This is a genomic window from Mesorhizobium sp. WSM4845 (assembly GCF_055811455.1).
This window is the reverse complement of sequence record NZ_JBVVQA010000015.1, coordinates 125,944-149,619: the sequence shown is the minus strand read 5'-3', so window position 1 is coordinate 149,619 and position 23,676 is coordinate 125,944. Positions and strand designations below refer to the sequence as shown.

26 protein-coding genes are annotated in these 23,676 nt (G+C 63.8%); 16 read left to right on the top strand and 10 right to left on the bottom strand.

The window, feature by feature from the left end; genetic code table 11:
• Nucleotides 1–174 precede the first annotated feature (174 nt).
• The 3 genes from ccmB to AC0L2C_RS18690 all read left to right on the top strand — a co-directional run bounded on the left by ccmB (nucleotide 175) and on the right by AC0L2C_RS18690 (nucleotide 1,732).
• Nucleotides 175–840: a heme exporter protein CcmB gene (ccmB, locus tag AC0L2C_RS18700; protein ID WP_023803343.1), complete on the top strand. Its 666-nt coding sequence runs from the start codon at nucleotides 175–177 to the stop codon at nucleotides 838–840.
• 149 nt (nucleotides 841–989) lie between these two features.
• Complete coding sequence (gene ccmD, locus AC0L2C_RS18695) at nucleotides 990–1,157, top strand: heme exporter protein CcmD (protein WP_473524084.1); 168 nt, start codon at nucleotides 990–992, stop codon at nucleotides 1,155–1,157.
• Complete coding sequence (locus AC0L2C_RS18690; RefSeq protein WP_023803345.1) at nucleotides 1,154–1,732, top strand: DsbE family thiol:disulfide interchange protein; 579 nt, start codon at nucleotides 1,154–1,156, stop codon at nucleotides 1,730–1,732. Before ccmD ends, AC0L2C_RS18690 begins: the two co-directional genes overlap by 4 nt.
• Before the next feature lie 89 nt (nucleotides 1,733–1,821).
• Here AC0L2C_RS18690 and AC0L2C_RS18685 read toward each other — a convergent pair whose 3' ends face one another.
• Nucleotides 1,822–1,989 carry a hypothetical protein gene (locus AC0L2C_RS18685; RefSeq protein WP_023803346.1) on the bottom strand — a complete coding sequence of 56 codons (168 nt, stop codon included), beginning with the start codon at nucleotides 1,987–1,989 and terminating at the stop codon, nucleotides 1,822–1,824.
• Nucleotides 1,990–2,263: 274 nt separating this feature from the next.
• Here AC0L2C_RS18685 and AC0L2C_RS18680 point away from each other — a divergent pair, with 274 nt between their 5' ends.
• Complete coding sequence (locus tag AC0L2C_RS18680) at nucleotides 2,264–3,178, top strand: SMP-30/gluconolactonase/LRE family protein (RefSeq protein WP_473524083.1); 915 nt, start codon at nucleotides 2,264–2,266, stop codon at nucleotides 3,176–3,178.
• A gap of 211 nt (nucleotides 3,179–3,389) precedes the next feature.
• Here the strand turns inward: AC0L2C_RS18680 and AC0L2C_RS18675 are convergent, their stop codons facing one another.
• The 8 genes from AC0L2C_RS18675 to AC0L2C_RS18640 all read right to left on the bottom strand — a co-directional run bounded on the left by AC0L2C_RS18675 (nucleotide 3,390) and on the right by AC0L2C_RS18640 (nucleotide 10,848).
• A complete protein-coding gene (locus AC0L2C_RS18675) occupies nucleotides 3,390–3,923 on the bottom strand; it encodes an NADPH-dependent FMN reductase (RefSeq protein ID WP_473524087.1) in 534 nt (177 codons plus the stop codon).
• 40 nt (nucleotides 3,924–3,963) lie between these two features.
• Nucleotides 3,964–4,584, bottom strand: coding sequence for a pyridoxamine 5'-phosphate oxidase family protein (locus AC0L2C_RS18670; protein ID WP_128171119.1), 621 nt, complete (start codon nucleotides 4,582–4,584; stop codon nucleotides 3,964–3,966).
• 18 nt (nucleotides 4,585–4,602) lie between these two features.
• On the bottom strand, nucleotides 4,603–5,277 hold the full coding sequence (locus tag AC0L2C_RS18665) for a septation protein A (protein ID WP_023803351.1): 675 nt from the start codon (nucleotides 5,275–5,277) through the stop codon (nucleotides 4,603–4,605).
• 62 nt (nucleotides 5,278–5,339) lie between these two features.
• Nucleotides 5,340–7,190 carry a signal recognition particle-docking protein FtsY gene (gene ftsY, locus AC0L2C_RS18660; protein ID WP_473524082.1) on the bottom strand — a complete coding sequence of 617 codons (1,851 nt, stop codon included), beginning with the start codon at nucleotides 7,188–7,190 and terminating at the stop codon, nucleotides 5,340–5,342.
• 11 nt (nucleotides 7,191–7,201) lie between these two features.
• Nucleotides 7,202–8,521 carry a tRNA (N(6)-L-threonylcarbamoyladenosine(37)-C(2))-methylthiotransferase MtaB gene (gene mtaB, locus AC0L2C_RS18655; protein ID WP_287225058.1) on the bottom strand — a complete coding sequence of 440 codons (1,320 nt, stop codon included), beginning with the start codon at nucleotides 8,519–8,521 and terminating at the stop codon, nucleotides 7,202–7,204.
• Complete coding sequence (gene dapF / locus AC0L2C_RS18650) at nucleotides 8,521–9,405, bottom strand: diaminopimelate epimerase (protein ID WP_473524081.1); 885 nt, start codon at nucleotides 9,403–9,405, stop codon at nucleotides 8,521–8,523. Before dapF ends, mtaB begins: the two co-directional genes overlap by 1 nt.
• Nucleotides 9,406–9,579: 174 nt before the next feature.
• Nucleotides 9,580–9,741, bottom strand: a complete 162-nt coding sequence (locus AC0L2C_RS18645; RefSeq protein WP_128175373.1) for a DUF1328 family protein — start codon at nucleotides 9,739–9,741, stop codon at nucleotides 9,580–9,582.
• 96 nt (nucleotides 9,742–9,837) lie between these two features.
• Nucleotides 9,838–10,848: an MBL fold metallo-hydrolase gene (locus tag AC0L2C_RS18640; protein WP_473524080.1), complete on the bottom strand. Its 1,011-nt coding sequence runs from the start codon at nucleotides 10,846–10,848 to the stop codon at nucleotides 9,838–9,840.
• 293 nt (nucleotides 10,849–11,141) lie between these two features.
• Here AC0L2C_RS18640 and AC0L2C_RS18635 point away from each other — a divergent pair, with 293 nt between their 5' ends.
• Entirely contained in the window at nucleotides 11,142–11,681 is a 540-nt protein-coding gene (locus AC0L2C_RS18635; protein WP_128170462.1) for a protease inhibitor Inh/omp19 family protein, read from the top strand.
• Nucleotides 11,682–11,817: 136 nt separating this feature from the next.
• Nucleotides 11,818–13,020 (top strand): cell division protein ZapE, encoded by a 1,203-nt coding sequence (gene zapE / locus AC0L2C_RS18630; protein WP_473524079.1) that lies wholly within the window; start codon nucleotides 11,818–11,820, stop codon nucleotides 13,018–13,020.
• A gap of 216 nt (nucleotides 13,021–13,236) precedes the next feature.
• On the opposite strand, the gene AC0L2C_RS18625 is transcribed toward zapE, so the two are convergent.
• Nucleotides 13,237–13,665, bottom strand: coding sequence for a GNAT family N-acetyltransferase (locus tag AC0L2C_RS18625; protein WP_287259445.1), 429 nt, complete (start codon nucleotides 13,663–13,665; stop codon nucleotides 13,237–13,239).
• A 238-nt stretch (nucleotides 13,666–13,903) separates the two neighbouring features.
• On the opposite strand from AC0L2C_RS18625, the gene mdh reads away from it, so the two are divergent.
• From mdh to AC0L2C_RS18575, 10 genes are all read left to right on the top strand, one after another.
• Nucleotides 13,904–14,872 carry a malate dehydrogenase gene (gene mdh / locus AC0L2C_RS18620; protein ID WP_287259444.1) on the top strand — a complete coding sequence of 323 codons (969 nt, stop codon included), beginning with the start codon at nucleotides 13,904–13,906 and terminating at the stop codon, nucleotides 14,870–14,872.
• 42 nt (nucleotides 14,873–14,914) lie between these two features.
• The gene (gene sucC, locus AC0L2C_RS18615) at nucleotides 14,915–16,108 is read left to right on the top strand and encodes an ADP-forming succinate--CoA ligase subunit beta (RefSeq protein ID WP_473524078.1); all 1,194 of its coding nucleotides are present in this window, start codon (nucleotides 14,915–14,917) and stop codon (nucleotides 16,106–16,108) included.
• 4 nt (nucleotides 16,109–16,112) lie between these two features.
• Nucleotides 16,113–16,484: a cupin domain-containing protein gene (locus tag AC0L2C_RS18610; RefSeq protein WP_091592200.1), complete on the top strand. Its 372-nt coding sequence runs from the start codon at nucleotides 16,113–16,115 to the stop codon at nucleotides 16,482–16,484.
• Nucleotides 16,485–16,506: 22 nt separating this feature from the next.
• A complete protein-coding gene (locus AC0L2C_RS18605; RefSeq protein ID WP_023803364.1) occupies nucleotides 16,507–16,737 on the top strand; it encodes a hypothetical protein in 231 nt (76 codons plus the stop codon).
• Nucleotides 16,727–16,921, top strand: coding sequence for a PIN domain-containing protein (locus tag AC0L2C_RS18600; protein WP_128170457.1), 195 nt, complete (start codon nucleotides 16,727–16,729; stop codon nucleotides 16,919–16,921). The genes AC0L2C_RS18605 and AC0L2C_RS18600 overlap by 11 nt, the downstream gene beginning before the upstream one ends.
• A 15-nt stretch (nucleotides 16,922–16,936) precedes the next feature.
• Nucleotides 16,937–17,839 (top strand): succinate--CoA ligase subunit alpha, encoded by a 903-nt coding sequence (gene sucD, locus AC0L2C_RS18595; protein ID WP_128170456.1) that lies wholly within the window; start codon nucleotides 16,937–16,939, stop codon nucleotides 17,837–17,839.
• Nucleotides 17,840–17,987: 148 nt separating this feature from the next.
• Nucleotides 17,988–20,972 carry a 2-oxoglutarate dehydrogenase E1 component gene (locus AC0L2C_RS18590; RefSeq protein WP_128170455.1) on the top strand — a complete coding sequence of 995 codons (2,985 nt, stop codon included), beginning with the start codon at nucleotides 17,988–17,990 and terminating at the stop codon, nucleotides 20,970–20,972.
• A 50-nt stretch (nucleotides 20,973–21,022) separates the two neighbouring features.
• Nucleotides 21,023–22,330: a 2-oxoglutarate dehydrogenase complex dihydrolipoyllysine-residue succinyltransferase gene (gene odhB, locus AC0L2C_RS18585; protein ID WP_128170454.1), complete on the top strand. Its 1,308-nt coding sequence runs from the start codon at nucleotides 21,023–21,025 to the stop codon at nucleotides 22,328–22,330.
• 68 nt (nucleotides 22,331–22,398) lie between these two features.
• Nucleotides 22,399–22,887, top strand: coding sequence for a hypothetical protein (locus AC0L2C_RS18580; RefSeq protein ID WP_287259436.1), 489 nt, complete (start codon nucleotides 22,399–22,401; stop codon nucleotides 22,885–22,887).
• Complete coding sequence (locus AC0L2C_RS18575; protein WP_128170452.1) at nucleotides 22,884–23,639, top strand: SDR family oxidoreductase; 756 nt, start codon at nucleotides 22,884–22,886, stop codon at nucleotides 23,637–23,639. The genes AC0L2C_RS18580 and AC0L2C_RS18575 overlap by 4 nt, the downstream gene beginning before the upstream one ends.
• Nucleotides 23,640–23,676 lie beyond the last annotated feature (37 nt).

Genomic DNA, 23,676 nt, shown 5'->3' with positions numbered 1-23,676 from the left:
CGCCCCCGCCCCCCCCCCCGCCCCCGCCGCCCCCCCCCCCCCCCCCCCCCCCCCAAACTCGGTAATGTCGGCGTTCCCGCCCACCCCCCTCTGTCCTGACAGCCAATCTCCCCCCTTGAGGGGGAGATGTCCGGCAGGACAGAGGGGGGTGCCTGGGCAAGGGCATCTAAAACCATGCTAGCCCTCTTCCTGCGCGATATCCGCCTGAGTATCCGGGCCGGCGGCGGGGCGCTGACCGGCGTGATCTTCTTTCTCGCGGTGATCGCCACGATCCCGTTCGGCGTCGGGCCGGACCTCAATCTGCTTGCCCGCATCGGCCCGGCGATCCTGTGGATCGGCGCCTTGCTGGCTTGCCTGCTCGGTCTCGACCGATTGTTCCAGGCCGACCGGGAAGACGGCTCGCTCGATCTGCTGGTGCTCGGCGACGACCGGCAGATGCTGGCGCTGACCGTGCTGACAAAATGCCTGGCGCATTGGGCAGGAAGCGTGCTGCCGCTGGTCATCGCGGCACCCCTGCTCGGCCTGTTCATGAACATGGAGCCGATCGGCATCGGCGCCACGGCGCTGACCCTTCTGGTCGGCACGCCGGCGATTACCTTCATCGGCGCTGCCGGTGCGGCGGTGGCGGTGGCACTGCCGCGCGGCGGGCTGCTGATCTCGGTGCTGGTGCTGCCGCTGACCATCCCGGTGCTGATCTTCGGCGTCTCGGCAAGCTATGGCGCGGTGGCGAACCCTGATCCGTTTCTGCAGCCTTTCCTCATTCTTGCCGCGCTGACCTTGTTTCTTGCCGTGCTGGGGCCGGTTGCGGCAGCGTTGGCGCTGCGCCATGGAACCGACTGATTTGGCCGGCCATGTTGGTGATTACAGGGCGTCAAAGGCTGCGGCGCTGCTGTCGATTGCGAAGCCGATGGCGCAGGGTTAAAGGAAGGCATGTTGGAACGAAGCGAAATGGTCCGGCTGAAAGGTTTTGCACCGGAGGAGCGACCCCTATGAGCGCGCATGCGCTCTATGTGACCGCTGCCTATGCCATTACGGCCATGGTGCTGGCCGGGCTGATCGGCTGGATCCTGCTCGACCAGCGTGCACGCAGACGAGACCTCGCCGAGCTGGAAGCGTCCGGCGTGCGGCGGCGCTCCGATAAGGCGGGGAAATCATGAGCATGGAGACGGAAACGCCGGCGCGCTCACGCCGCCTGATCGTGCTGTTGCCGCTGCTGATATTCCTCGGGCTGGCGGGGCTGTTCCTGACGCAGCTGCTGTCCGGCCGCGACACTTCGGAAGTGCCATCGGCGCTGATCGGCCTGCCGGCGCCGCAGACCAATCTGCCGGCGCTGGAGGGCATGAATTTGCCGGGGCTCGATTCCAGGCAGTTTGCCGGCAAGGTCACGCTCGTCAACGTCTTCGCGTCGTGGTGCGGGCCGTGCCGCGACGAACATCCGCTGCTGCTGGCGCTGTCGCAGGACAAGCGCTTCGTCATCGCCGCCCTCAACTACAAGGACCAGCCGGAAAACGCCCGCCGGTTCCTCGGCGATCTCGGCAACCCGTTCCAGGCGATCGGCGTCGACACGGCAGGGCGCGCGGCGATCGACTGGGGGGTCTACGGCGTGCCGGAAACCTTCGTCGTCGGCAAGGACGGCAAGATCGCCTACAAGCACGTCGGCCCGCTGACGCCGGGCTCAGCACAAGCGCTGCTGCTGCCGGAGATCGAGAAGGCGCTGGCAGCACCCGGCTGATGGCCCCTCCGTTTCGTCATCCTTGGGTCTTCACTCCGCTTTGCGTCGTTACGCCCAAGGATTACGAACGTGATAGGTCGACCGAAGATTCAGCCGTAGACCTGCTTGTGGACCTGGTAGAGCATTTCGCTGCGGTCGGCGCGCATGTCGGCCAGATCGCGGCTGGAAAACGAATCGATTTCGGCGATGAGGCGGTTGTATTGCCGGCGCTTGGCGATGCTGGTGCGAGCGCGGCTCATTAGGCTGTCGAGAATCATAGCGAGGTTCCTTCTGTGCCGCATTGTTGCGGCAGGTTGTTCCTCCCTGATCGATACGCAGCATGACATAGTTATGGTGCATCGCAAAAAGAAGATGTTGCAATGCACCATTGCGCTGGGCGCATAGCCGGTTAACGGCGCATGGGCCCGTCCTTCCATCCATCACTCGAGCAAGGGCCGCATTGCCTGTCCCGATACAACGATCTTGCCATATCGATCGCCGGCTGGCTTGATCGCGCCGGCACAAACGATTTGCATGACCCGGGAGAAAACCATGGCCGAAGACTACGAAATTCTCGATCCACGCTTTGCGCGGCTGTTCAACGGCAACGCACAGGTGGACAAGCTGTTCACCGGATGCCGGTGGGCGGAAGGGCCGGCCTGGTTTGCGGCCGGCCGTTATGTGGTCTGGTCCGACATTCCCAACAACCGCATGCTGCGCTACGACGAGACCGACGGCAGCGTCAGCGTGTTCCGGCAGCCGTCGGGCAATTCCAATGGCAACACCGTCGACCGGCAGGGCCGGCTGGTCACTTGCGAGCATTCGGGCCGCCGCGTCAGCCGCACCGAGCATGACGGCTCGATCACCACCATAGCCGACAAATGGCGCGGCAAGCGGCTGAACTCGCCCAACGATGCGGTGGTCAGGTCCGATGGTTCGATCTGGTTCACCGACCCGACCTACGGCATCGATACGGATTATGAGGGCGACAAGGCCGAGAGCGAGATCGGCGCCTGCCATGTCTACCGGGCCGACCCCGGCACCGGCGAGATCGAAGCGGTGATCACCGACATGGTCAGGCCCAACGGGCTTGCCTTCTCGCTCGACGAGAGCAAGCTCTATGTCGTCGATACCGGCCGCACGCATGGCGCGCAGAATCCGGCGCATATGCGGGTGTTCGATGTCGACGGGGCCGGCAAGAAGATCTCAGGCGGAAAGGTCTTCGCCGATTGCACGGCCGGCCTGTTCGATGGTTTTAGGCTCGACGACCAAGGCCGGATCTGGACCAGTGCCGCCGACGGCATCCATTGCTACGATCCCGACGGAACGCTGATCGGCAAGATCAAGGTGCCGGAAGTCGTCGCCAATTGCGTGTTCGGCGGCGGCAAGCTGAACTGCCTCTACATCGCCGGCACGACCTCGCTCTACATGGTCCGGCTGATGGTCAACGGCGCAAAGACATTTTGAGCGGCCCTGGGGTCTTCGAAGAGGTCGCTGCGCGTGACTGGTTCGTCGGCGAGACCAATGTCGCGGCGTTGAGACCGAAGGGAAATTTGCGAGAGGCTGCGGGACAGCGCCCCGCTCTGCCCTGCCGGGCATCTCCCCCACTTGGGGGCTTCGTCGCCGACGCGCTTAGCGTTCGCTCCGCCCGGGATAACGAAAGCACGGTGGCCGCCGCTTAACGCGACCGGATGAAATCGGCGAAGGCCGAAATGGCGTTGTGCATTGCCAGTTGGCTTGCCGGCTCCGACAGGATTTTGTCCATCTCCGGTGGCCTTTTGCCGAGCAGGGCGATTTCGAGCGCGGTGTCTTCAAAAAGCGCGAAAGACATGGTGCGCATGATCTCGGCCAGAGCCGCGCGGGCAAACAGCGAGCGCGGCGAGGCGTGCACCAGCATGGCCGGCTTGGCGACAGCGGCGTCGCGCGACACCAGCCAGTCGAGCGCGTTCTTCAGCCCGCCCGGCACGCCATGGGCATATTCAGGGCAGGAGACGATCACACCGTCAGCGGCGGTGACCGCGTCGATCAGCGCGGATGCTTGCGGTGGCGTCCGCTCGCCTTCGTCATCCGGATTGAAAATCGGCAAGCGGCCTAGCCCGTCATAGACGATGACGCGGCAGCCAGTCGGCGCATTTTGCGCCAAACCCGCGGTCAACGCCGAATTGGTCGAGGCGGCGCGCAGGCTGCCAGAGATTGCAAGGATGTTGAGCAAAGGAATGGAGATCAGCTTGGACGATTCGTTGCCGGGCACACTACCACATGGTGTGTTTGTATTCTTCGTCCAGCCAGCGATCGGTCGCCTCGGCCGAATCGGCAAGCGCCAGCTGGTCGCGCAGGATCTGGCCGAGCGTCGGCAGCGTCGCGCGGTCGTACCAGGTTTCCGGCTTCCACAGATCGGAGCGCATGAAAGCCTTGGCGCAATGCATGTAGGCGGCCTTGACCGTCACAAGGACGACGCTTTGCGGTTCCTTGCCGTCGACGGCGAGCCGCTCGCGCAAAGCCGCATCGACGGTGATGCGGGCGTCGCCGTTGACGCGCAGCGTCTCGTTCATGCCCGGGATGAGGAAGAGCAGCCCGACCGAAGGGTTGAGAAGAATGTTCTCCAGCGTGTCGAGCCGGTTGTTGCCGGGCCGGTCGGGGATGGCGATGGTCTTCTCGTCGAGCACGGCGGCAAAGCCCGGCCTATCGCCCTTTGGCGTCACATCGGCATTGCCGGCGCCGTCCGAGGAGCCAATCAGCACGAAGGGGCTTTTGCCGATGAAGGAACGGCCGTGGCCATCCAGCGCCTTCAGTTCCTTGCGGATCGAGCCGTCGGTCGGCCGAGGCGTCTTGTAGATCGTTCTCAGCTCTTCGCGCGTGGTGACGAATTCCATGCCCTCTCCTTAAAATCGTTACTTGCCGGGCTTCCCTTCCGTTCCGGTCTTGCCTTCAAGCGAATGGCGCATGATCAGCGGCATCTGGCTGAAGGTGAAAAGAAGGGTGATCGGCATGATGCCCCAGACCTTGAAGGTAACCCAGGCGTCGGTGGAAAAATTCCGCCAGACCACTTCGTTGACAAGGGCCAGGAACAGGAAAAACAGGCCCCAGCGGAAGGTGAGTTTCTTCCAGCCCTCGGCATCGAGGCTGAAGGCCGAATCGAAGACGTAGCCGAGCAGCGACTTGCCGAAGAACAGGCCGCCGAGCAGCACGCCGCCGAACAGCATGTTGACGATTGTCGGCTTCATCTTGATGAAGATGTCGTCCTGCAGGTAGAGCGTCAGCGCGCCGAAGACGAAGACGACGACGCCCGACACCATCGGCATGATCGGCAAGGTGCGGGTGAGCAGCCAGGACGCGGCCAGCGCGATCGCGGTCGCGGCCATGAACAGGCCGGTAGCGACGAAGATCGGTCCGCCGAATTCGGCCAGCACCGGAAATTTCTGCGACAGCCATGCGCCACGGGCGTTGGCGAAGAAGAACACCATCAACGGGCCGAGCTCCAGCACCAGCTTGAGCAGCGGATTGACGCCTTCCTTCTTCTGTTTCTGCGGGTCGGACGGGTCGCGTTCGAGGATGCGCGGGTTCATAGGCTTTCCTTCTTGCGCATGATCCTGTCCAAAAAGTCTGCAACTTCCTGGGATCAAGCTTGTTATGCCACTCCAGCGATCGCCCTGGCGAACTCGCTTGCGGAGAATGGTTCGAGGTCGTCGACCTGTTCGCCGACGCCGATGAAATAAACCGGCAATTTGTGCTTTGCCGCAATCGCCACCAGAATACCGCCGCGTGCCGTGCCGTCCAGCTTGGTCATCACCAGGCCGTTGACGCCGGCGACATTGCGGAAGATCTCGACCTGGTTGAGCGCGTTCTGGCCGGTGGTGGCGTCGACCGTCTGCAGCACGGTGTGCGGCGCCTCCGGATCGAGCTTGCCCAGCACCCGGACGATCTTTTCGAGTTCCGCCATCAGCTCGGTCTTGTTCTGCAGCCGCCCGGCGGTGTCGATGATCAGCACGTCGGAGCCGGCTTGCCTGGCCTGTTCGAAGGCATCGTAGGCGAGGCCGGCGGCGTCGGCGCCAAGCTTCGAGGCGATGACCGGCGACCTGGTGCGCTCGCCCCAGATCTTCAATTGCTCGATCGCGGCGGCACGGAACGTGTCGCCGGCGGCGAGCATCACCGACAGGCCGCCGTCGGTCAGCTTTGCCGCCAGCTTGCCGATGGTCGTGGTCTTGCCGGTGCCGTTGACGCCGACGACAAGGATGACATGCGGCTTGTGGCTGAGGTCGAGCTCCAGCGGCAAGGCGACATGGGTCAGCACCTTCTCAACCTCGGTCGCCATTATGGCGCGGACTTCCGTCTCGGAGACGTCCTTGCCGTAGCGGCTGGCAGCCAGCGAATCGGTGATGCGCAAAGCCGTCTCCATGCCGAGATCGGCGCGGATCAGCACGTCCTCCAGATCCTGCAGCGTGTCCTCGTCGAGCTTGCGCTTGGTGAAGACGCCGGCGATGTTGCCTGACAGTTCCCGGGAAGAGCGGGCGAGCCCCTCCTTCATGCGCTGGAACCACGAGCGTTTCGGTGCCGGTTCCGGCGCCTTCTGCGGTTCGGCTCTCTGCCCGACCTTCCTGGTGACGGTGACCTTGCCGGCAGCCGGCTTTGGCTCCGGCGGTGGTTGCGGAACGGGCTCGCGCTTTACCTCCCCCGCGATGGGGGAGGTCCCGAGAGAAGCTCGGGGGTGAGGGTGACTGGCGCCGGCGCTGTCACCCAACCCCGCCGCTTCGCGGCGACCCTCCCCATCGAGGGGAGGGCGGGGCGCCGGTATGGCTTCAGGTTCGGGCGCGATCTCGGTAAGGACCGGCTTCGCCTCGATCGGCGCTGGCTGGCGAATGGGGGGCGGGATTTCGGCCGTCGGTGCGGCATCTTGCGCAGGTCCGCGCTGCCCCTCACCCTTACCCTCTCCCCGTGAAGGACGGGGAGAGGGGGGCGTCAGCGCAGCCGCTTCTTCCTCGGCCTCTGCGGGAGTGGTTCCGGCGGCGCGATCAGCACCCTTCTCCCCGTCCCTATACGGGGAGAAGGTGCCGGCAGGCGGATGAGGGGCGGCGCCAGCCGCTGATGATGGAAGCTGAGTGGACGCTTCGACGGACGCAGGTTCGGGTTGTTTCTTCGGGGCGATTTCCGGCTGCTCGGGCTCAGGAACGTCCTGCGGCTCCGGAGTTGGCTCGGGAATCACGGGAGCAGCCGGAATCTGCTCTGGCTCTTCGACCGGATCAGGCTCCGGCTGAGCAGGCTCGGCCTCTTCAACAGGCACCGGCTGTGCCGGAGGCGCAGCTTCTGCTTCGGGCCAAGGCTCTTCGCGTTTCAAAAATTCCGGAACGGCTTGCTCGGCCGCGGGTTTCAGTGCCTCGAGCGCGTCCCATTTGATCGGCGGCAGCGGTGCGGTCTCGTCGATCCGCTCCTCGACCACTTCCTTCTTGCCGAACGAAAATATCTTCTTGAGAAAACCAGCCATGTTCTTGCGTCTCAGGCGGCGCGGGCGGCAAGCGGCGCCGCGATCAGCCGCGAGCCGTCATCGCCGGCGATATCGGCCTTAACGATTTCGCCCGGCGCACCCTCGGAGATCGCGGCAAGCGTAAACCCTTCGGTGCGGCCGAGCCCGTCGCGCTCGATCAGGATCGACTGGCGTGTTCCGGCGAGCGAGGAAAGGTGGCTGCGATAGGCGGCGTCACCGGCGGCGCGCAGCCGTGCCGCACGCTGCTTGACCAGTTCGCGGCGAAGCTGCGGCATGCGCGCGGCGGGGGTGCCTTCGCGCGGCGAAAACGGAAAGACGTGGAGATGCGTCAGCCCGCATTCCTCGACGATCTCCAACGATTTTTCGAACATGGCGTCCGTCTCGGTCGGGAAGCCGGCGATGATGTCGGCGCCGAAGACGATGCCGGGACGCAATTTGCGCAAATCCTGGCAAAAACGGATCGACTGATCCCGGTTGTGCCGGCGCTTCATCCGCTTCAGGATCATGTCGTCACCGGACTGCAGCGACAGATGCAGATGCGGCATCAGCCGGGGCTCGGTGGCGATGGCGTCGAGCAGATCGTCGTCAGCCTCGATCGAATCGATCGAGGAAAGGCGCAGGCGTTTCACGTCAGGCACCTGCTTCAGGATTGTCTTGACCAATTTGCCGAGCTTCGGGCTGCCCGGCAGGTCGGCGCCGAAACTGGTCATGTCGACGCCGGTCAGCACGATCTCGGCATAACCATTGCCGCTCAGCCGCTTGACCTGCTCGACCACGGCGCCCATCGGCACCGAGCGCGAATTGCCGCGGCCATAGGGGATGATGCAGAAGGTGCAGCGGTGGTCGCAGCCGTTCTGAACCTGGACGAACGCCCGCGCCCGGCCTTCGATGGCGTCGACCATGTGGCCGGCCGTCTCGCGCACCGAAAAGATATCATTGACGCGAGCCTTCTCGGTGTCGTTGACGCCGAAATCCGGCAGCGCGCGATAGGAATGCGCCTTCAGCTTTTCCTCGTTGCCAAGGACGAGATCGACCTCGTCCATGGCGACGAAATTCTGCGGCTCGGTCTGCGCGGCGCAGCCGGTGACGATGATGCGGGCGGCCGGATTCTCGCGGCGGGCTTTGCGGATCGACTGTTTTGCCTGGCGCACCGCCTCGCCGGTGACGGCGCAGGTGTTAAAGATGATGGCGCCGCCTTCCAGCGCGCCAAGGCCGGCGCTTTCCGCCTCTCGCCGCATCACCTCGGATTCGTAGGTGTTCAGCCGGCAGCCGAAGGTGACGACGTCAACACTTTTGGGAAGAGCGGGATCCTTCTTGGCAAGGGGAGCCATCAGGCGGCGCTTTCGGTGTCGCGGGCCCACACGCCGGTCGCCGGGTCGAAGCTGCCGGAAAATTCCCATTCGGCGGCGCCGGTGAGGATGACGTGGTCGTCGCCGCGCCACTCGACATGCAAGGAGCCACCTCCGGGCGTCACCAGGGAGACGCTGCGTCCGGTCCGCCTGGTGCGCGCGGCAGCGACGGCGGCGGCACAGGCCGCTGTGCCGCAGGCCTTGGTCAGGCCGGCGCCGCGCTCCCAGGTGCGGATGACCATCGTCTCGGCCGAGGTCACCCGCGCGATGGTGATGTTGGCGCGTTCGGGGAAGATCGGGTGGCTTTCGAGCAGCGGACCGAAGCGGTCGAGCTCATAGGACCAGACGTCGCGGTCGACCCAGAAGATGGCGTGCGGATTGCCCATCGACACGACCGAGGGCGAGTGCAGCACCGGCGCGTCGATCGGGCCGACCTGCAGCTCGATCATGCGGGTATCGCGGAATTCCTCGGCGAGCGGAATATCCTGCCAGCCGAAACGCGGCTTGCCCATGTCGACCGAGATCAGCCCGTCGGCATGTTCTTCGGCGTTGAGGATGCCGGCGACGGTCTCGAAGGCGAATGTCTTCTGGCCGGTCTCGGTGGCAAGCGCCTGCACCACGCAGCGCATGCCGTTGCCGCAGGCCTGCGCGCCGGTTCCGTCGGAATTCAGGATGTCGATGAAAAAGGCAGTGCCCGGCGTTCTGGCGTCGTGGATCGCCATGATCTGATCGAACTTCGTCGCGGCATCGGCATTGAGCGCAAGGGCGGCAGCCGGCGCCACCCGGTCGGCGCGACCGCGCATGTCGGCAACGATGATTTCGTTGCCGATGCCGTTCATCTTGGCGAAGGGGGCAGTGCTTGCCATGGATCGAAAGGTCTCATGCCGGTTTGGCGCCTATATGGCGGATAGCGGCCGGAATTACCAGTGCGAGACGCCAGCACGCCGTGCGTCGACTTGGACGCACAAAGTGCGCTCCGACATTTTGAACCCGCGCATCGTGCCTTCTGAAAATCGATTCCGATTTTCGGGCCGATGCGTCTACGCCACAGCGAAGACGCCAAGCATGACCAGCAGGAAGATGATCAGCACGATGCCGATGAGAATGCGGGCGCCGGTGGCAGCGGCTCCGGCCAATGCCGGCATGCCGAGCAGGCTGGCCGCGGCCGCGATTATCAGAAGAATCACAATCCATTTGATCATGGGAAATCCCTCGCAGCCGACGGTTGTGGACCACCATCAACGCGTTTACGACGTCCCGGGTTCCCCCGGGGGCCTCTGGGGGGCCGGGTCGCCAGCCTAGAGCGCCGGCACGTCCCAGACTTCGCCGGGACGCAGGGCGCGAAAGCGTTCTTGCGGGACACCTTGATCGTTGAGGGCCTCGCCCAGCTTTCTTGCCGGCTCGTCGATCGGCTCGTTGGTGAGCCGGAACGTGCCCCAATGGCAGCCGGCGGCATTGGCGGCGTTGCACAACAGCATGCCTTGCACCGCCTCCTCCGGGTTCTGGTGGTGTGGCGCCATGAACCAGCGCGGCTCGTAGGCGCCGATCGGCAGGATGGCGAGGCGGAAGCCACCGTGCCTTGCGGCCATCAGCCGGTAGTTGATGCCATCGTGGAAACCGGTGTCGCCGGCGAAATAGACCTTTCCGCCCGGCGTCTCGACCACAAAACCCGCCCACAGCGCCATGCGCCGGTCGCGGGTGCCGCGCGCCGACCAGTGGTGCACCGGCTCGACATGGACGGCGACGTCCTTGCCGATCTCGACCCGCTCGCCCCAGTCATGCACGGAAAGCCGCATTCCGGGAACGCCATCGTCGATGATGGCGTCGTTGCCGAGCGGCGTCAGCACCAGCGGGTCATGCTTTGTCTTCAGCCGCTTCAGCGTGGCGAGGTCCAGATGGTCGTAGTGGTTATGGCTGACCAATACGAGATCGATCGGCGGCAGGCTGGAAAAGGCGATGCCGGGCGGATTGACCCGTTTCGGCCCGGCAAAGGGGAGCGGCGAGGCGCGCCGCGACCAGACCGGGTCGGTGAGGATGTTCAGGCCGGCTGTCTGGATGAGCAGCGTGGAATGGCCGACCATGGTCAGCCTCAGTTCAGAGCCGTCGATCCGTTTGGCCGGTGTCGCCTGATGAAACGGACTTGGATTCGCCGACGGCCATTTCGAGCGTTCGCCGCCCAGCTGCCACTTCAAAAGATCGGAAAAGCGGGCAGGCAACTTGCCGTTGGGATTGAAGAACAAGGTGCCGTCGAAATGATCGCTGGGCGGCCCGCTATAGTAGCGGTTGGCCGCCCTTTTCCTCGCAGCCAAGATTTCGCCTCCGGCAAGGTTCGGTTTCATCAGAGATAGGACCGAAGCGGGCTGGCGCAAGCATTTGGCGGCCGGACGCCAGGGGCAGGCCTGTCCTGGCAAACCGCTGCGCAGTCTCGCGTCAGACCCCCAGGACAGGTTTTCGGGCGGCACGCATTTGTGGCAAAGTTGCAACAGGTGCCGCCGCAAATGCTATTTTAACCATACAGGGTTGAAATTTTGCCACCTTCTCCGTCTTGGTAAGGGGGATATTGTGCGGACGGCAGCCCGGCCGGACCCGACGGAGGTTTGAAATGAATTTTTCGAAAACCGGTCTGCTGGCCGTATCGCTGGCCGCGCTCTTTGCGAGCGGCTGTTCAACGTCACGGTTCTCGCCGATGGACCAGCAGCCGGCGCCGCTGCAAGCCGCGCCCTCCGGCACGGTGACCGCAAACCAGCTGCCGCCGCCGGCGTCGCCTGGCACCGCCGACCCGTCGAAATTTCCGACGGCGCCGCAAGGCCCTCAGGTCGCCTCGCTGCCGCCGGACGGAACGGCTCCGGCCGGAGCCCCGGATCTTACCGCAAGCAGCGTCGCCGGCGTGTGGAAGGCCAGCGTGTCCGGCCAGAGCTGCCAGGTGGCGACGCCGCAAACCAAATTCGGCTCCGGCTATCGGGCTGGACCACTGCATTGCCCGGCGCCGATCGACGGCATCAAATCCTGGAACGTCGCCGGCAAGCAGTTGACGCTGTACGACGCGAATGGCGGCACGCTGGCACGGCTCTATTCCTCGGGCGGAGAGAAATTCGACGGCCAGACTTCCAACGGCCTGCCGATCTCGCTTACAAGAGGCTGACCCGCCCGCCCTTATTGTTTTTAGGCGATTCCGAAAACCGCTACACGCTTTCCCGGAATTGCTCTCTTTTGTTTTTACGCAATTCCGGACAGAAAACCGCTACACATATTGGAATTGCTCCGGAACGACGTGACCGATGCATCTGCGTGACGGCCTTCAGACCCATGCGACCGTCCGGCAGCGTTACGACCATTGGGTCGATACGGGCGTGATCGACCGCGATCCGGCGCAGGAGCGGGTCGTCGCGGCACTCGATCGGTTGATCGACGAGATTTCGGCAAAACGGCTGGCGCACAAATCGAGCGCGCTGGGCTGGCTGTTCGCTCGCAAGCGCGAGACGCGCGAGGCCGTCAAGGGCCTCTATATCCACGGCGGCGTCGGCCGTGGCAAGACCATGCTGATGGACATGTTCTTCGAGCTGGTGCCGGTCCGGCGCAAGCGCCGTGTGCATTTCAACGACTTCATGGCCGATGTGCAGGACCGCATCCAGAAGCACCGGCAGGCGCGTAAAGAGGGCGCCGTCAGGGAAGACGACCCGATCGCGCCGGTGGCCCGCGCGTTGGCCGAGGAAGCCTGGGTGCTGTGCTTCGACGAGTTTTCCGTCACCGACATCGCCGATGCCATGATCCTGTCGCGGCTGTTCTCGGCGCTGTTTGCCAACGGCGTCGTGCTGGTCGCCACGTCCAATGTCGCGCCGCAGGATCTCTACGGCGACGGCTTGAACCGCAAGCTTTTCCTTCCCTTCATCGGCATCCTGGAGCGGCATGCGCAGGTGATTGCCCTCGATGCCGACAAGGACTATCGGCTGGACAAGCTCAGCCGCCTGCCGGTCTATGTCACCCCTGCCGATGCCGCGGCCGATGCTGTCCTCGACGAGGCCTGGAAAGTGATGACGCATGGCAGGCCGACGCAGGCAGCGGCCCTGACGGTAAAGGGCCGGCAGGTCGTCGTGCCGCGCGCCGCCGGCGAAGCGGCGCGGTTTTCCTTTGCCGATCTCTGCGAAAACCCGCTCGGTGCCCGCGATTTCCTGGCGATTGCCAGCCGCTTCTCGACCGTCTTCATCGATCATGTGCCGGTGCTTGGCGAAGGCATGCGCAACGAGGCGAAGCGCTTCATCCTGCTGGTCGACACGCTCTACGACGATCATGTGCGGCTGGTGGTGAGCGCCGCCGCACCGCCAGCGGAGCTGTATACGGCTAGGCGCGGCAACGAGGTCTTCGAGTTCGAGCGCACCGCGTCGCGGCTGATCGAGATGCAGAGCCACGAATGGCTGGAAGACTGGGTGGAGAGGCAGAAGGCGCGGGTGGTGCCTGCGGAGGCGAGGCAGGTTCGGGCCTGAACCTCGTTTCGTAGAGTTCCGGCACACCGCCTCTGTCCTGCCGGACGTCTCCCCCTCAAGGGCCCCTCAAGGGCCCCTCAAGGGGGGAGATCAGATGTCGCCTCGACCTTCGCCAGTTTCCAGCGTTGTGGAAGAAGCCCGTCGTCAAAACCGCCGATCTCCCCCCATGTGGGGGAGATGTCCGGCAGGACAGAGGGGGCGCTGTCCCGCCGGCGACTATAGTCGATACACATACATGACGAACGCCTCCGCCGGCCCGCGCGGCTCCTTGCGCGACTCATAAAGCGCCTGGGCCGCCACATTGTCCGGCTCGGTGCCGACCCAGGCCTCCTCGCAGCCATGCTCCCGGCCGAGCTCAAACATGGCGTCGAGCATCTTCGTCGCTATGGCCTGGCGCTGGAAGGCCGGCGCCACGCCGACTTCGTCGATGTAGAGTTCGCTCACCTTGTCCGGGTGGCGGTGGATGACGGCCGCGCATTGGCCGACGACTGTGCCATCGGCCAATGCCACGATCATGAAATGACCGGGTTCGCGGAGATACGCTGCCAACCGATCCAACCTGACGGGTTCATCGAACACATCTTCGGCGACCCGCATCACAAGGGCGTCATCGCCGGAAAACAGCCTTCTTATTTCCATCTTCATTGCGTAACTTTCCCAAGTCGGCTCAATTCTTTTGACGTTTACGTAAATCCCAATCCATCTAACCGATTGAAAAATCTCACTCCAAAATAACCGTTTGAATATTTTATGCGCCGGGGCTATTGGGTGCGGCGAAATCTTCGCGGCTTCCCCGCAGCATTCCGGCCTCCTTCCTCGACGCCGTCATCCAATTCCTTAAGGGATTGGGCGCCGTCACAGTCTAAAGGGAAAACATCCTGACATGGCACGCAACAAGATAGCGCTCATCGGCTCGGGCATGATCGGCGGCACGCTCGCCCACATGATCGGCCTCAAGGATCTCGGCGACGTTGTGCTGTTCGATATCGCCGAGGGCATCCCGCAAGGCAAAGGGCTGGATATCGCGCAGTCGTCGCCGGTTGATGGGTTCGATTCCAGGCTGACCGGCGTCAACGATTATGCCGGCATCGAGGGTGCCGACGTCTGCATCGTCACCGCCGGCGTGCCGCGCAAGCCCGGCATGAGCCGCGACGACCTTCTCGGCATCAATCTGAAGGTCATGGAGCAGGTTGGCGCGGGTCTCAAGAAATACGCGCCGAAAGCCTTCGTCATCTGCATCACCAACCCGCTCGACGCCATGGTCTGGGCGCTGCAGAAGTTTTCCGGCCTGCCGAAGAGCCATGTCGTGGGCATGGCCGGCGTGCTCGACAGTTCGCGCTTTCGCTATTTCCTGGCCGAAGAATTCAAGGTGTCGGTCGAGGACGTCACCGCCTTCGTGCTCGGCGGCCATGGCGATTCCATGGTGCCGATGATCCGCTATTCGACGGTCGCCGGCATCCCGCTGCCCGACCTCATCAAGATGGGCTGGACCTCGAAGGAAAAGCTCGACCAAATCGTGCAGCGCACCCGCGACGGCGGCGCCGAGATCGTCGGCCTGCTCAAGACCGGCTCGGCCTTCTACGCACCGGCCGCCTCGGCGATCGCGATGGCCGAAGCCTATCTCAAGGACAAGAAGCGCGTGCTGCCCTGTGCTGCGCATCTCTCCGGCCAGTATGGTGTCAAGAACACCTATGTCGGCGTGCCGGTGGTGATCGGCTCCGGCGGTGTCGAGCGCGTCATCGAGATCGAGCTCGTTAAGGCCGAGCAGAAGATGTTCGACAATTCGGTGGCGGCGGTGCAGGGCCTGTGCGAGGCTTGCGTCAAGATCGCTCCGCAACTCGCCGCCAAATGATCCGAAGTGACCCGCCAGTAAAGTGATCTGGAGACAACGCGCATGAACATCCATGAATATCAGGGCAAGGCGCTGCTGAAGGGCTTTGGCGCACCGGTGGCCGAAGGCGTGCCGGTGTTTAGGGCAAGCGAGGCGGAAGCCGCCGCCAAGGCACTGCCCGGCCCGCTCTATGTGGTGAAAAGCCAGATCCATGCCGGCGGCCGCGGCAAGGGCAAGTTCAGGGAGCTTGGCCCCGACGCCAAGGGCGGCGTCAGGCTGGCGAAATCGGTGGCCGAGGTCGTCGCCAACGCCAAGGAAATGCTTGGCCACACGCTGGTCACCAAGCAGACCGGCCCGGCGGGCAAGCAGGTCAACCGCCTCTACATCGAGGACGGCGCCGACATCGAGCGCGAGCTCTATCTGTCGCTGCTGGTCGATCGCTCCGTCGGCCGCATCGCCTTCGTCGTTTCGACCGAGGGTGGCATGGATATCGAGGCGGTCGCCCACGACACGCCGGAAAAGATCATCACCGTCGCCATCGACCCGGAAAAAGGCATAACGGCGGATGATTTGAAGGAACTAAACGGCGCGCTGAAGCTCGACGGCGACGCCGCCAAGCACGGCGAGACGTTGTTCCCGATCCTCTACAAAGCCTTCGTCGAGAAGGACATGAGCCTGCTCGAAGTCAACCCGCTGATCGTCATGAAGGATGGCCGGTTGCGCGTGCTCGACGCAAAAGTGTCGTTCGACAACAACGCGCTGTTCCGCCATCCCGACGTGATGGAGCTGCGCGACATTACCGAAGAGGACGAGAAGGAGATCGAGGCGTCGAAATACGACCTCGCCTACGTCGCGCTCGACGGCAATATCGGCTGCATGGTCAACGGCGCCGGCCTCGCCATGGCGACGATGGATATCATCAAGCTCTACGGCGCCGCGCCCGCCAACTTCCTCGACGTCGGCGGCGGTGCGTCGAAGGAGAAGGTGACGGCGGCGTTCAAGATCATCACCAAGGACCCGGCGGTCAAAGGCATCCTGATCAATATCTTCGGCGGCATCATGAAGTGCGACATCATTGCCGAGGGCGTTATCGCGGCGGTCAAGGAAGTCGGCCTGCAAGTGCCGCTGGTGGTGCGGCTGGAAGGCACCAATGCCGAGCTCGGCAAGAAGATCATCAACGACAGCGGGCTCAACGTCGTCTCGGCCGATGACCTCGACGACGCGGCCAAGAAAATCGTGGCGGCGGTGAAGGGCTGATCTGGTGCCTCCGCACAAGATAAACCTGGTCGAGGCGGCGGATCAGAAGATCAAAAAGGTCTTCGATCCGCATATCGCCGGCGACGTCAACGACGCCCAGGTCAAGATCGCCAAGTTCGGCGATATCTTCGATTGGCACGCGCATGACAACGAGGACGAAGCGTTCCTGGTGCTGCGCGGCCGCATCGCCATCGATTTCCGCGACGGCACGGTGGAGCTTGGCAGCGGCGAGTTCATCGTCGTGCCGCGCGCCATTGAGCACCGGCCGCGCTCGCTGAGCGAACAGCCGGTGGTGCTGATGTTCGAGCCGGCGACGACGCTCAACACCGGCAACGCCAAGAGCGACCTCACAGTCGCCGATCTCAAGCGGCTTTAGGGAGCTTGTGCGGGGAAGAGAAATGAAGAACATCACTCTGGCGGTCGAAGACGAGGTTCTGGAGCAGGTCAAGCTGACGGCCGCTGAACAGGGCACGACCGTCGACGCCTTGGTGCGGGAGTTTTTCGCGACAGTGGCCGCGAAGCGCCATGCCAACGACGGGGCTCGGCAAGCCCTGCTTAGGCTTGCCTACGAGGCTTCAGGCGACATGGGCAGCAAGACTTGGAACCGGGCAGCTCTCCATGACCGCTGAGTGCCGCCTCGACACGAACATTCTCGTCTGTGCCGCCATCGGACACGATTCCAAGCGCGCGGAGTATGGCGCAATCATCGCCGCCGCCGAGCGCCTTGGCGTCAACACACTTTACACCGAAGACCTCAACCCCGGGCAGGCCTACGGCTCCGTGGTCGCCGTCAACCCCTTCCGCACTCACTGATCAGGTCGTAAAAAAATGTCCATTCTCGTCGACAAGAACACCAAGGTGCTCGTGCAGGGCCTGACCGGCAAGACCGGCACGTTCCATACCGAACAGGCGCTGGCCTATCACGGGACAAATATGGTCGGCGGCATCCACCCGAAGAAGGGTGGCGAGACGTGGACCGGCGCCGCGGGCGAGAGCTTGCCGATCTTTTCCACCGTCGCTGAAGGCAAGGCGAAGACCGGCGCCAATGCGTCAGTCGTCTATGTCCCGCCGGCGGGCGCCGCCGAGGCGATCCTGGAAGCGATCGAAGCCGAGATCCCGCTGATCATCTGTATCACCGAGGGCATCCCGGTGATCGACATGATCAAGGTCAAGGCGCGGCTCGACCGCTCGATGTCGAGGCTGATCGGTCCCAACTGCCCAGGCGTCCTGACCCCCGACGAATGCAAGATCGGCATCATGCCCGGCAACATCTTCCGCAAGGGCTCGGTCGGCGTTGTTTCCCGCTCGGGAACGCTTACCTATGAGGCAGTGTTCCAGACCACCAATGTCGGTCTCGGCCAGACCACCGCCGTCGGCATCGGTGGCGACCCCGTCAAAGGCACGGAGTTCATCGACGTGCTGGAGATGTTCCTCGCCGACGACGAGACACAGTCGATCATCATGATCGGCGAGATCGGCGGCTCGGCCGAGGAAGACGCCGCGCAGTTCCTCAAGGACGAAGCCAAGCGTGGCCGCAAGAAGCCGATGGCCGGTTTCATCGCCGGGCGCACGGCCCCGGCCGGCCGCACCATGGGTCACGCAGGCGCGGTGATTTCCGGCGGCAAGGGCGGCGCCGAGGACAAGATCGCGGCGATGGAATCGGCCGGAATAAAGGTTTCGCCGTCGCCGGCTCGGCTCGGCACGACGCTGGTCGAAGCGATAAAAGGTTAAGGCAGTAAGGGAGTAGGGCAGTATGGGAGTAGGGGAATAGGAAGAACGGGACGAACGATGGCAAGTGCCTGGTTCTCCCTACTGCCCTACTGCCTTACTGCCTTACTCCCCTCCAAAACAGGAGACGGAGCCAGGCTCCGCGGAAAAAATGGCAAGACAAGATCAGGCCAACGACCAATTTTCGCTTACCTCTTTCCTCTATGGCGGCAATGCCGATTATATCGACGCGCTCTACGCCGCCTATGAGGACGATCCCGCTTCGGTCGATCCCGAATGGCAGGATTTTTTCGCGGCGCTGAAGGACGATGCCGGCGATGTCCGCAAGAATGCCAAGGGCGCCTCATGGGCCAAGCCCTCGTGGCCGCTGCAGGCCAATGGCGAACTGGTGTCGGCGCTCGACGGCGATTGGGGCATCGTCGAGAAGCACATCGAGAAGAAGGTCCAGAACAGGGCGGTGATGAACGGCGTCGCCCTGTCCGACGCCGACGTCCATCAGGCGACGCGCGATTCAGTGCGCGCCATCATGATGATCCGCGCCTACCGCATGCGTGGCCATTTGCACGCCAATCTCGACCCGCTCGGCATCGCCAAGCTCGAGGATTACAACGAGCTGTCGCCGGAAAACTACGGCTTCACATCAGCCGACTACGACCGCCCGATCTTCCTCGACAATGTGCTCGGGCTCGAATTCGGCACCATCCGGCAGATGCTCGACATCCTGACCCGCACCTATTGCTCGACGCTCGGCGTCGAGTTCATGCATATTTCCGATCCCGAGGAGAAGGCCTGGATCCAGGCGCGCATCGAGGGCACCGACAAGGAGATCTCCTTCACCGCCGTCGGCAAAAAGGCGATCCTGCAGAAGCTGGTCGAGGCGGAAGGCTTCGAGCAGTTCATCGACGTCAAGTACAAGGGCACCAAGCGCTTCGGCCTCGACGGCGCCGAGGCGCTGATCCCGGCGCTGGAGCAGATCGTCAAGCGCGGCGGCCAGCTCGGCATGAAGGAGATCGTGCTCGGCATGGCGCATCGCGGCCGGTTGAACGTGCTCTCCCAGGTGATGGCCAAGCCGCACCGCGCCATCTTCCACGAGTTCAAGGGCGGCTCGGCCGCGCCCGACGAGGTCGAGGGCTCGGGCGACGTGAAGTACCATCTCGGTGCTTCGTCGGACCGCGAGTTCGACGGCAACAAGGTGCACCTGTCGCTGACCGCCAATCCATCGCACCTGGAAATCGTCGATCCGGTGGTGATGGGCAAGGCGCGGGCCAAGCAGGACTCTCTGTTCGGCCGCAGCCGCGAAGAGATCGTGCCGCTGGAAGAGCGCGCCAAGGTGCTGCCGCTGCTCCTGCATGGTGACGCCGCCTTTGCCGGCCAGGGCGTGATTGCCGAAATCCTCGGCTTGTCCGGCTTGCGCGGCCACCGCGTCGCCGGCACGCTGCACTTCATCATCAACAACCAGATCGGCTTCACCACCAACCCGCGCTTTTCGCGCTCGTCGCCCTATCCGTCGGATGTCGCCAAGATGATCGAGGCGCCGATCTTCCACGTCAATGGCGACGATCCGGAAGCCGTGGTCCATGCCACCAAGGTGGCCATCGAATTCCGCATGAGGTTCCACAAGCCTGTCGTGGTCGACATGTTCTGCTACCGCCGCTTCGGCCACAATGAGGGCGACGAACCGGCCTTCACCCAGCCGATCATGTATCGCAACATCCGCAACCATAAGACGACGGTGCAGATCTATGCCGACCGGCTGATCGCCGAAGGCCACATCAGCCAGGCCGAATTCGACAAGCTGAAGGCCGACTGGCGGGCACATCTCGAGCAGGAATTCGAGGTCGGCCAGCACTATAAGCCCAACAAGGCCGACTGGCTGGATGGCGCCTGGTCGGGCCTGCGCACAGCCGACAACCAGGACGAACAGCGGCGCGGCAAGACCGCCGTGCCGGTCAAGACGCTGAAGGAAATCGGCAAGAAGCTGACCGAGGTGCCGAAGGATTTCGCGGCCCACAAGACGATCATGCGGTTTCTCGAAAACCGCCGCCAGGCGATCGAGTCGGGCGAAGGCATCGACTGGTCGACGGCCGAGGCGCTGGCCTTCGGCGCCATTCTGCTCGACGGCAATCCGGTCCGGCTGTCCGGACAGGATTCGGAGCGCGGCACGTTCTCGCAACGCCACTCCGTGCTCTACGACCAGCGCGACGAGACACGCTACATCCCGCTCAACAATCTGTCGGCGGCGCAGGCCGGTTTCGAGGTCATCAACTCGATGCTGTCGGAAGAGGCCGTGCTCGGCTTCGAATATGGCTACAGCCTGGCCGAGCCGAAGGCGCTGACGCTTTGGGAAGCGCAGTTCGGCGATTTCGCCAACGGCGCCCAGGTGGTGTTCGACCAGTTCATCTCGTCGGGCGAGCGCAAGTGGCTCAGAATGTCGGGCCTCGTCTGCCTGTTGCCGCATGGCTATGAAGGCCAGGGGCCGGAACATTCGTCGGCCAGGCTCGAGCGATTCCTGCAGCTTTGCGCCGAAGACAACATGCAAGTGGCCTACTGCACGACGCCGGCCAACTACTTCCACATCCTGCGCCGGCAGTTGAAGCGGGATTTCCGCAAGCCGCTGATCCTGATGACGCCGAAGTCGCTGCTGCGCCACAAGCGGGCGGTGTCGACACTGCCGGAGATGTCGGGCGAAAGCGCGTTCCACCGGCTGTTGTGGGACGATGCCCAGCAACTCCCCGGCCAGGCGATCAAGCTCACCAAGGATTCGAAGATTCGCCGCGTCGTGCTCTGCTCGGGCAAGGTCTATTACGACCTCTACGAGGAGCGCGAGAAGCGCGGCATCAACGACATCTACCTGCTGCGCGTCGAACAGCTCTATCCGTTCCCGGCCAAGGCGCTGATCACCGAACTGTCACGCTTCCGCAACGCCGAGATGGTCTGGTGCCAGGAGGAGCCCAAGAATATGGGCGCCTGGTCGTTCATCGATCCGTATCTGGAATGGGTGCTGGCGCATATCGACGCCAAGCACCAGCGGGTGCGCTATACCGGCCGGCCGGCCGCCGCGTCGCCGGCGACCGGGTTGATGTCGAAGCATCTCGCCCAGCTTGCCGCCTTGCTCGAAGACGCGCTCGGTGAATAGAACAGAGTTCGGCGAATAGAACAGAACCGACAGAAGAACGGACAGGCACAATGGCTACCGAAATCCGCGTCCCCACTCTTGGCGAATCCGTCACCGAGGCGACCATCGGCAAATGGTTCAAGAAGGTGGGCGACGCGATCGCCACCGACGAGCCGCTGGTCGAGCTCGAAACCGACAAGGTCACGGTCGAAGTGCCGGCCGCGGCCGCAGGAACGCTCAGCGAGATCGCCGTCAAGGAAGGCGAGACGGTCGAAGTCGGTGCTTTGCTCGGCATGATTTCGGCGGGCAACGGGGCAAAGGCGGCGGCACCCGAAGCCGCGAAGCCGTCAACATCCGAAGCGAAGCAGGACGCGGTATCGCAGGCCTCGGCGCCGACCGCCGCAGCCACCGTCAAGCAAGCCGCGGCCGAGACCGCAAAGATCGCCGGCGATGCCGGGCCGATCGAGGCGCGCGCGATGCCGCCGGCGCCAGCGGCGGCGAAGCTGCTGGCCGAGAGCAATCTCGCGGTCGACCAGATCTCGGGTTCCGGCAAGCGCGGCCAGGTGCTCAAGGGCGACGTGCTCGACGCGATCGCCAGGGGCGCTCCGTCGCAGCCTTCCGAGACGCCGAAGGCCCCTGCACCGGTCGCCGCCCGTGCGCCGTCCTCGGCCGACGACGCGTCGCGTGAAGAGCGGGTGCGCATGACCAAGCTGCGGCAGACCATCGCCCGCCGCCTCAAGGAAGCGCAGTCGACCGCCGCCATGCTGACCACCTTCAACGAGGTGGACATGAGCGCGGTGATGGCGCTCAGGACCAAATACAAGGATGTGTTCGAGAAGAAGCACGGCGTGAAGCTGGGCTTCATGGGCTTCTTCACCAAGGCCGTCACCCATGCGCTGAAGGAAATCCCTTCCGTCAATGCCGAGATCGACGGCACCGACATCATCTTCAAGAATTACGCCCATATCGGCGTCGCAGTCGGCACCGAAAAAGGCCTCGTCGTGCCTGTCGTGCGCGATGCCGACCAGATGGGAATAGCCGAGATCGAGAAAGATATCGGCAGGCTGGGCATCGCCGCGCGTGATGGCAAGCTGTCGGTCGCCGACATGCAGGGCGGCACGTTTACGATTTCCAACGGCGGCGTTTACGGGTCGCTGATGTCGACGCCGATCCTCAACGCGCCGCAGTCGGGCATTCTGGGCATGCACAAGATCCAGGAGCGGCCGGTGGTGGTCGGCGGCCAGATCGTGATCCGGCCGATGATGTATCTGGCGCTCTCCTACGATCACCGCATCGTCGACGGCAAGGAAGCGGTGACCTTCCTGGTGCGGGTCAAGGAAAGCCTGGAGGATCCGGAACGGCTGGTGCTCGATCTCTAGGCCCGGTCGAGGTGAGCCGGAGAATGGATCTGCGCCACCGAATGAGTTCCTCTCGTTTGCACTCCGGAATGTTTTTCGCAGCTGTGCTCGCGGCCGGCATTGCGCAGGCGGGATCGGCAGCCTTTGCCGCATGCCCGCTCGAACTCGCCGTCTATGGCGATGCCGAAAGTGCGGCCGAGATCGATTTCAGGCCGACCGTGGGATCGGCTGTCGTCACCAACACCTTCAAGATGGTGCTCGATAACGATGTCGTTCTCGACGGGATCGTCATGTGGACGCAAGGCGTGGCGCGGCCGCATGGTTCGCTGATGTACAAATGCCCGACAGGCGACGTCACCGGCGACGAGCTCGCCGCCTGCACGCTGTGGGAGGGGGTCGTCTACAGTGCGGATGACAAGGGCAACATCGCTCTGTTGCCGGCCGAAGGGGTAGATGCTCCGAAGACCCTGATCTTTCCCGACCTCGGACCGTCGCTGCAGAGGTCGACCGCCTATGGCGCCAACGGGTTTTCGAAGGTGCCGTGGGATGTTTTTTCGTTGAGGGGCTGTCAGGAATGAGCGCGGCCAAAAAAGTGCTGCTGGTGACCGGCGGCGGCCGCGGCATCGGCGCTGCCACATCCAGGCTTGCCGTCACGGCTGGATACCGTGTTGCGATCAACTACGCATCGAATGAGGCTGCTGCCACGGCGCTTGTCGAGGCAATCGAACAGGCCGGCGGCGAAGCGCTGGCCATCAAGGGCGACGTTGGCAGCGAGGCCGATATCCAGGCGATGTTCGAGAGGATCGATCATGTCTTCGGGCCGCTCGATGCGCTCGTCAACAACGCTGGCGTGGTCGACCAGAGGGCGCGTGTCGACGAAATGAGCGGAGCACGGCTGGAGCGCATGATGCGCATCAACGTCATTGGCCCCATGCTCTGTGCCCGCGAAGCGGTGAAGCGCATGTCGACCAGCCATGGCGGCAACGGCGGCGCCATCGTCAATGTCTCCTCGATTGCAGCGAGAATTGGCGGGCCGGGCGAATATGTCGACTACGCTGCCTCGAAGGGCGCGATCGATTCTTTCACGATCGGCCTGGCGCGCGAGGTAGCCGGCGAAGGCATTCGCGTCAACGCGGTCAGTCCAGGGATTGTCGATACCGAAATTCATGCCTCCGGCGGACAGCCGGATCGCGTCGAGAGGATGCGTCACGGCGTGCCGATGCAAAGGGCGGGGACCACCGAAGAGGTCGCCGCGGCAATTCTCTGGCTCCTGTCGGACGGGGCGTCCTATACGACAGGCGCGAATTTGGAAGTGGGCGGCGGCCGCTAATCCCAGCCAAGGCTGAGTGCAGACCAGAAGGACAAAT

Coding starts and splice junctions, on each gene's coding strand:
- AC0L2C_RS18605 (WP_023803364.1), top strand. CDS start 16,507: ATGAAGAACATCACTCTGGCGGTCGAAGACGAGGTTCTGGAGCAGGTC.
- zapE (WP_473524079.1), top strand. CDS start 11,818: ATGCATCTGCGTGACGGCCTTCAGACCCATGCGACCGTCCGGCAGCGT.
- ccmD (WP_473524084.1), top strand. CDS start 990: ATGAGCGCGCATGCGCTCTATGTGACCGCTGCCTATGCCATTACGGCC.
- AC0L2C_RS18590 (WP_128170455.1), top strand. CDS start 17,988: ATGGCAAGACAAGATCAGGCCAACGACCAATTTTCGCTTACCTCTTTC.
- AC0L2C_RS18670 (WP_128171119.1), bottom strand. CDS start 4,584: ATGGAATTCGTCACCACGCGCGAAGAGCTGAGAACGATCTACAAGACG.
- odhB (WP_128170454.1), top strand. CDS start 21,023: ATGGCTACCGAAATCCGCGTCCCCACTCTTGGCGAATCCGTCACCGAG.
- AC0L2C_RS18600 (WP_128170457.1), top strand. CDS start 16,727: ATGACCGCTGAGTGCCGCCTCGACACGAACATTCTCGTCTGTGCCGCC.
- AC0L2C_RS18645 (WP_128175373.1), bottom strand. CDS start 9,741: ATGATCAAATGGATTGTGATTCTTCTGATAATCGCGGCCGCGGCCAGC.
- AC0L2C_RS18625 (WP_287259445.1), bottom strand. CDS start 13,665: ATGAAGATGGAAATAAGAAGGCTGTTTTCCGGCGATGACGCCCTTGTG.
- AC0L2C_RS18635 (WP_128170462.1), top strand. CDS start 11,142: ATGAATTTTTCGAAAACCGGTCTGCTGGCCGTATCGCTGGCCGCGCTC.
- AC0L2C_RS18690 (WP_023803345.1), top strand. CDS start 1,154: ATGAGCATGGAGACGGAAACGCCGGCGCGCTCACGCCGCCTGATCGTG.
- mdh (WP_287259444.1), top strand. CDS start 13,904: ATGGCACGCAACAAGATAGCGCTCATCGGCTCGGGCATGATCGGCGGC.
- ftsY (WP_473524082.1), bottom strand. CDS start 7,190: ATGGCTGGTTTTCTCAAGAAGATATTTTCGTTCGGCAAGAAGGAAGTG.
- sucD (WP_128170456.1), top strand. CDS start 16,937: ATGTCCATTCTCGTCGACAAGAACACCAAGGTGCTCGTGCAGGGCCTG.
- sucC (WP_473524078.1), top strand. CDS start 14,915: ATGAACATCCATGAATATCAGGGCAAGGCGCTGCTGAAGGGCTTTGGC.
- AC0L2C_RS18575 (WP_128170452.1), top strand. CDS start 22,884: ATGAGCGCGGCCAAAAAAGTGCTGCTGGTGACCGGCGGCGGCCGCGGC.
- AC0L2C_RS18580 (WP_287259436.1), top strand. CDS start 22,399: ATGTTTTTCGCAGCTGTGCTCGCGGCCGGCATTGCGCAGGCGGGATCG.
- AC0L2C_RS18680 (WP_473524083.1), top strand. CDS start 2,264: ATGGCCGAAGACTACGAAATTCTCGATCCACGCTTTGCGCGGCTGTTC.
- mtaB (WP_287225058.1), bottom strand. CDS start 8,521: ATGGCTCCCCTTGCCAAGAAGGATCCCGCTCTTCCCAAAAGTGTTGAC.
- AC0L2C_RS18685 (WP_023803346.1), bottom strand. CDS start 1,989: ATGATTCTCGACAGCCTAATGAGCCGCGCTCGCACCAGCATCGCCAAG.
- AC0L2C_RS18665 (WP_023803351.1), bottom strand. CDS start 5,277: ATGAACCCGCGCATCCTCGAACGCGACCCGTCCGACCCGCAGAAACAG.
- dapF (WP_473524081.1), bottom strand. CDS start 9,405: ATGGCAAGCACTGCCCCCTTCGCCAAGATGAACGGCATCGGCAACGAA.
- ccmB (WP_023803343.1), top strand. CDS start 175: ATGCTAGCCCTCTTCCTGCGCGATATCCGCCTGAGTATCCGGGCCGGC.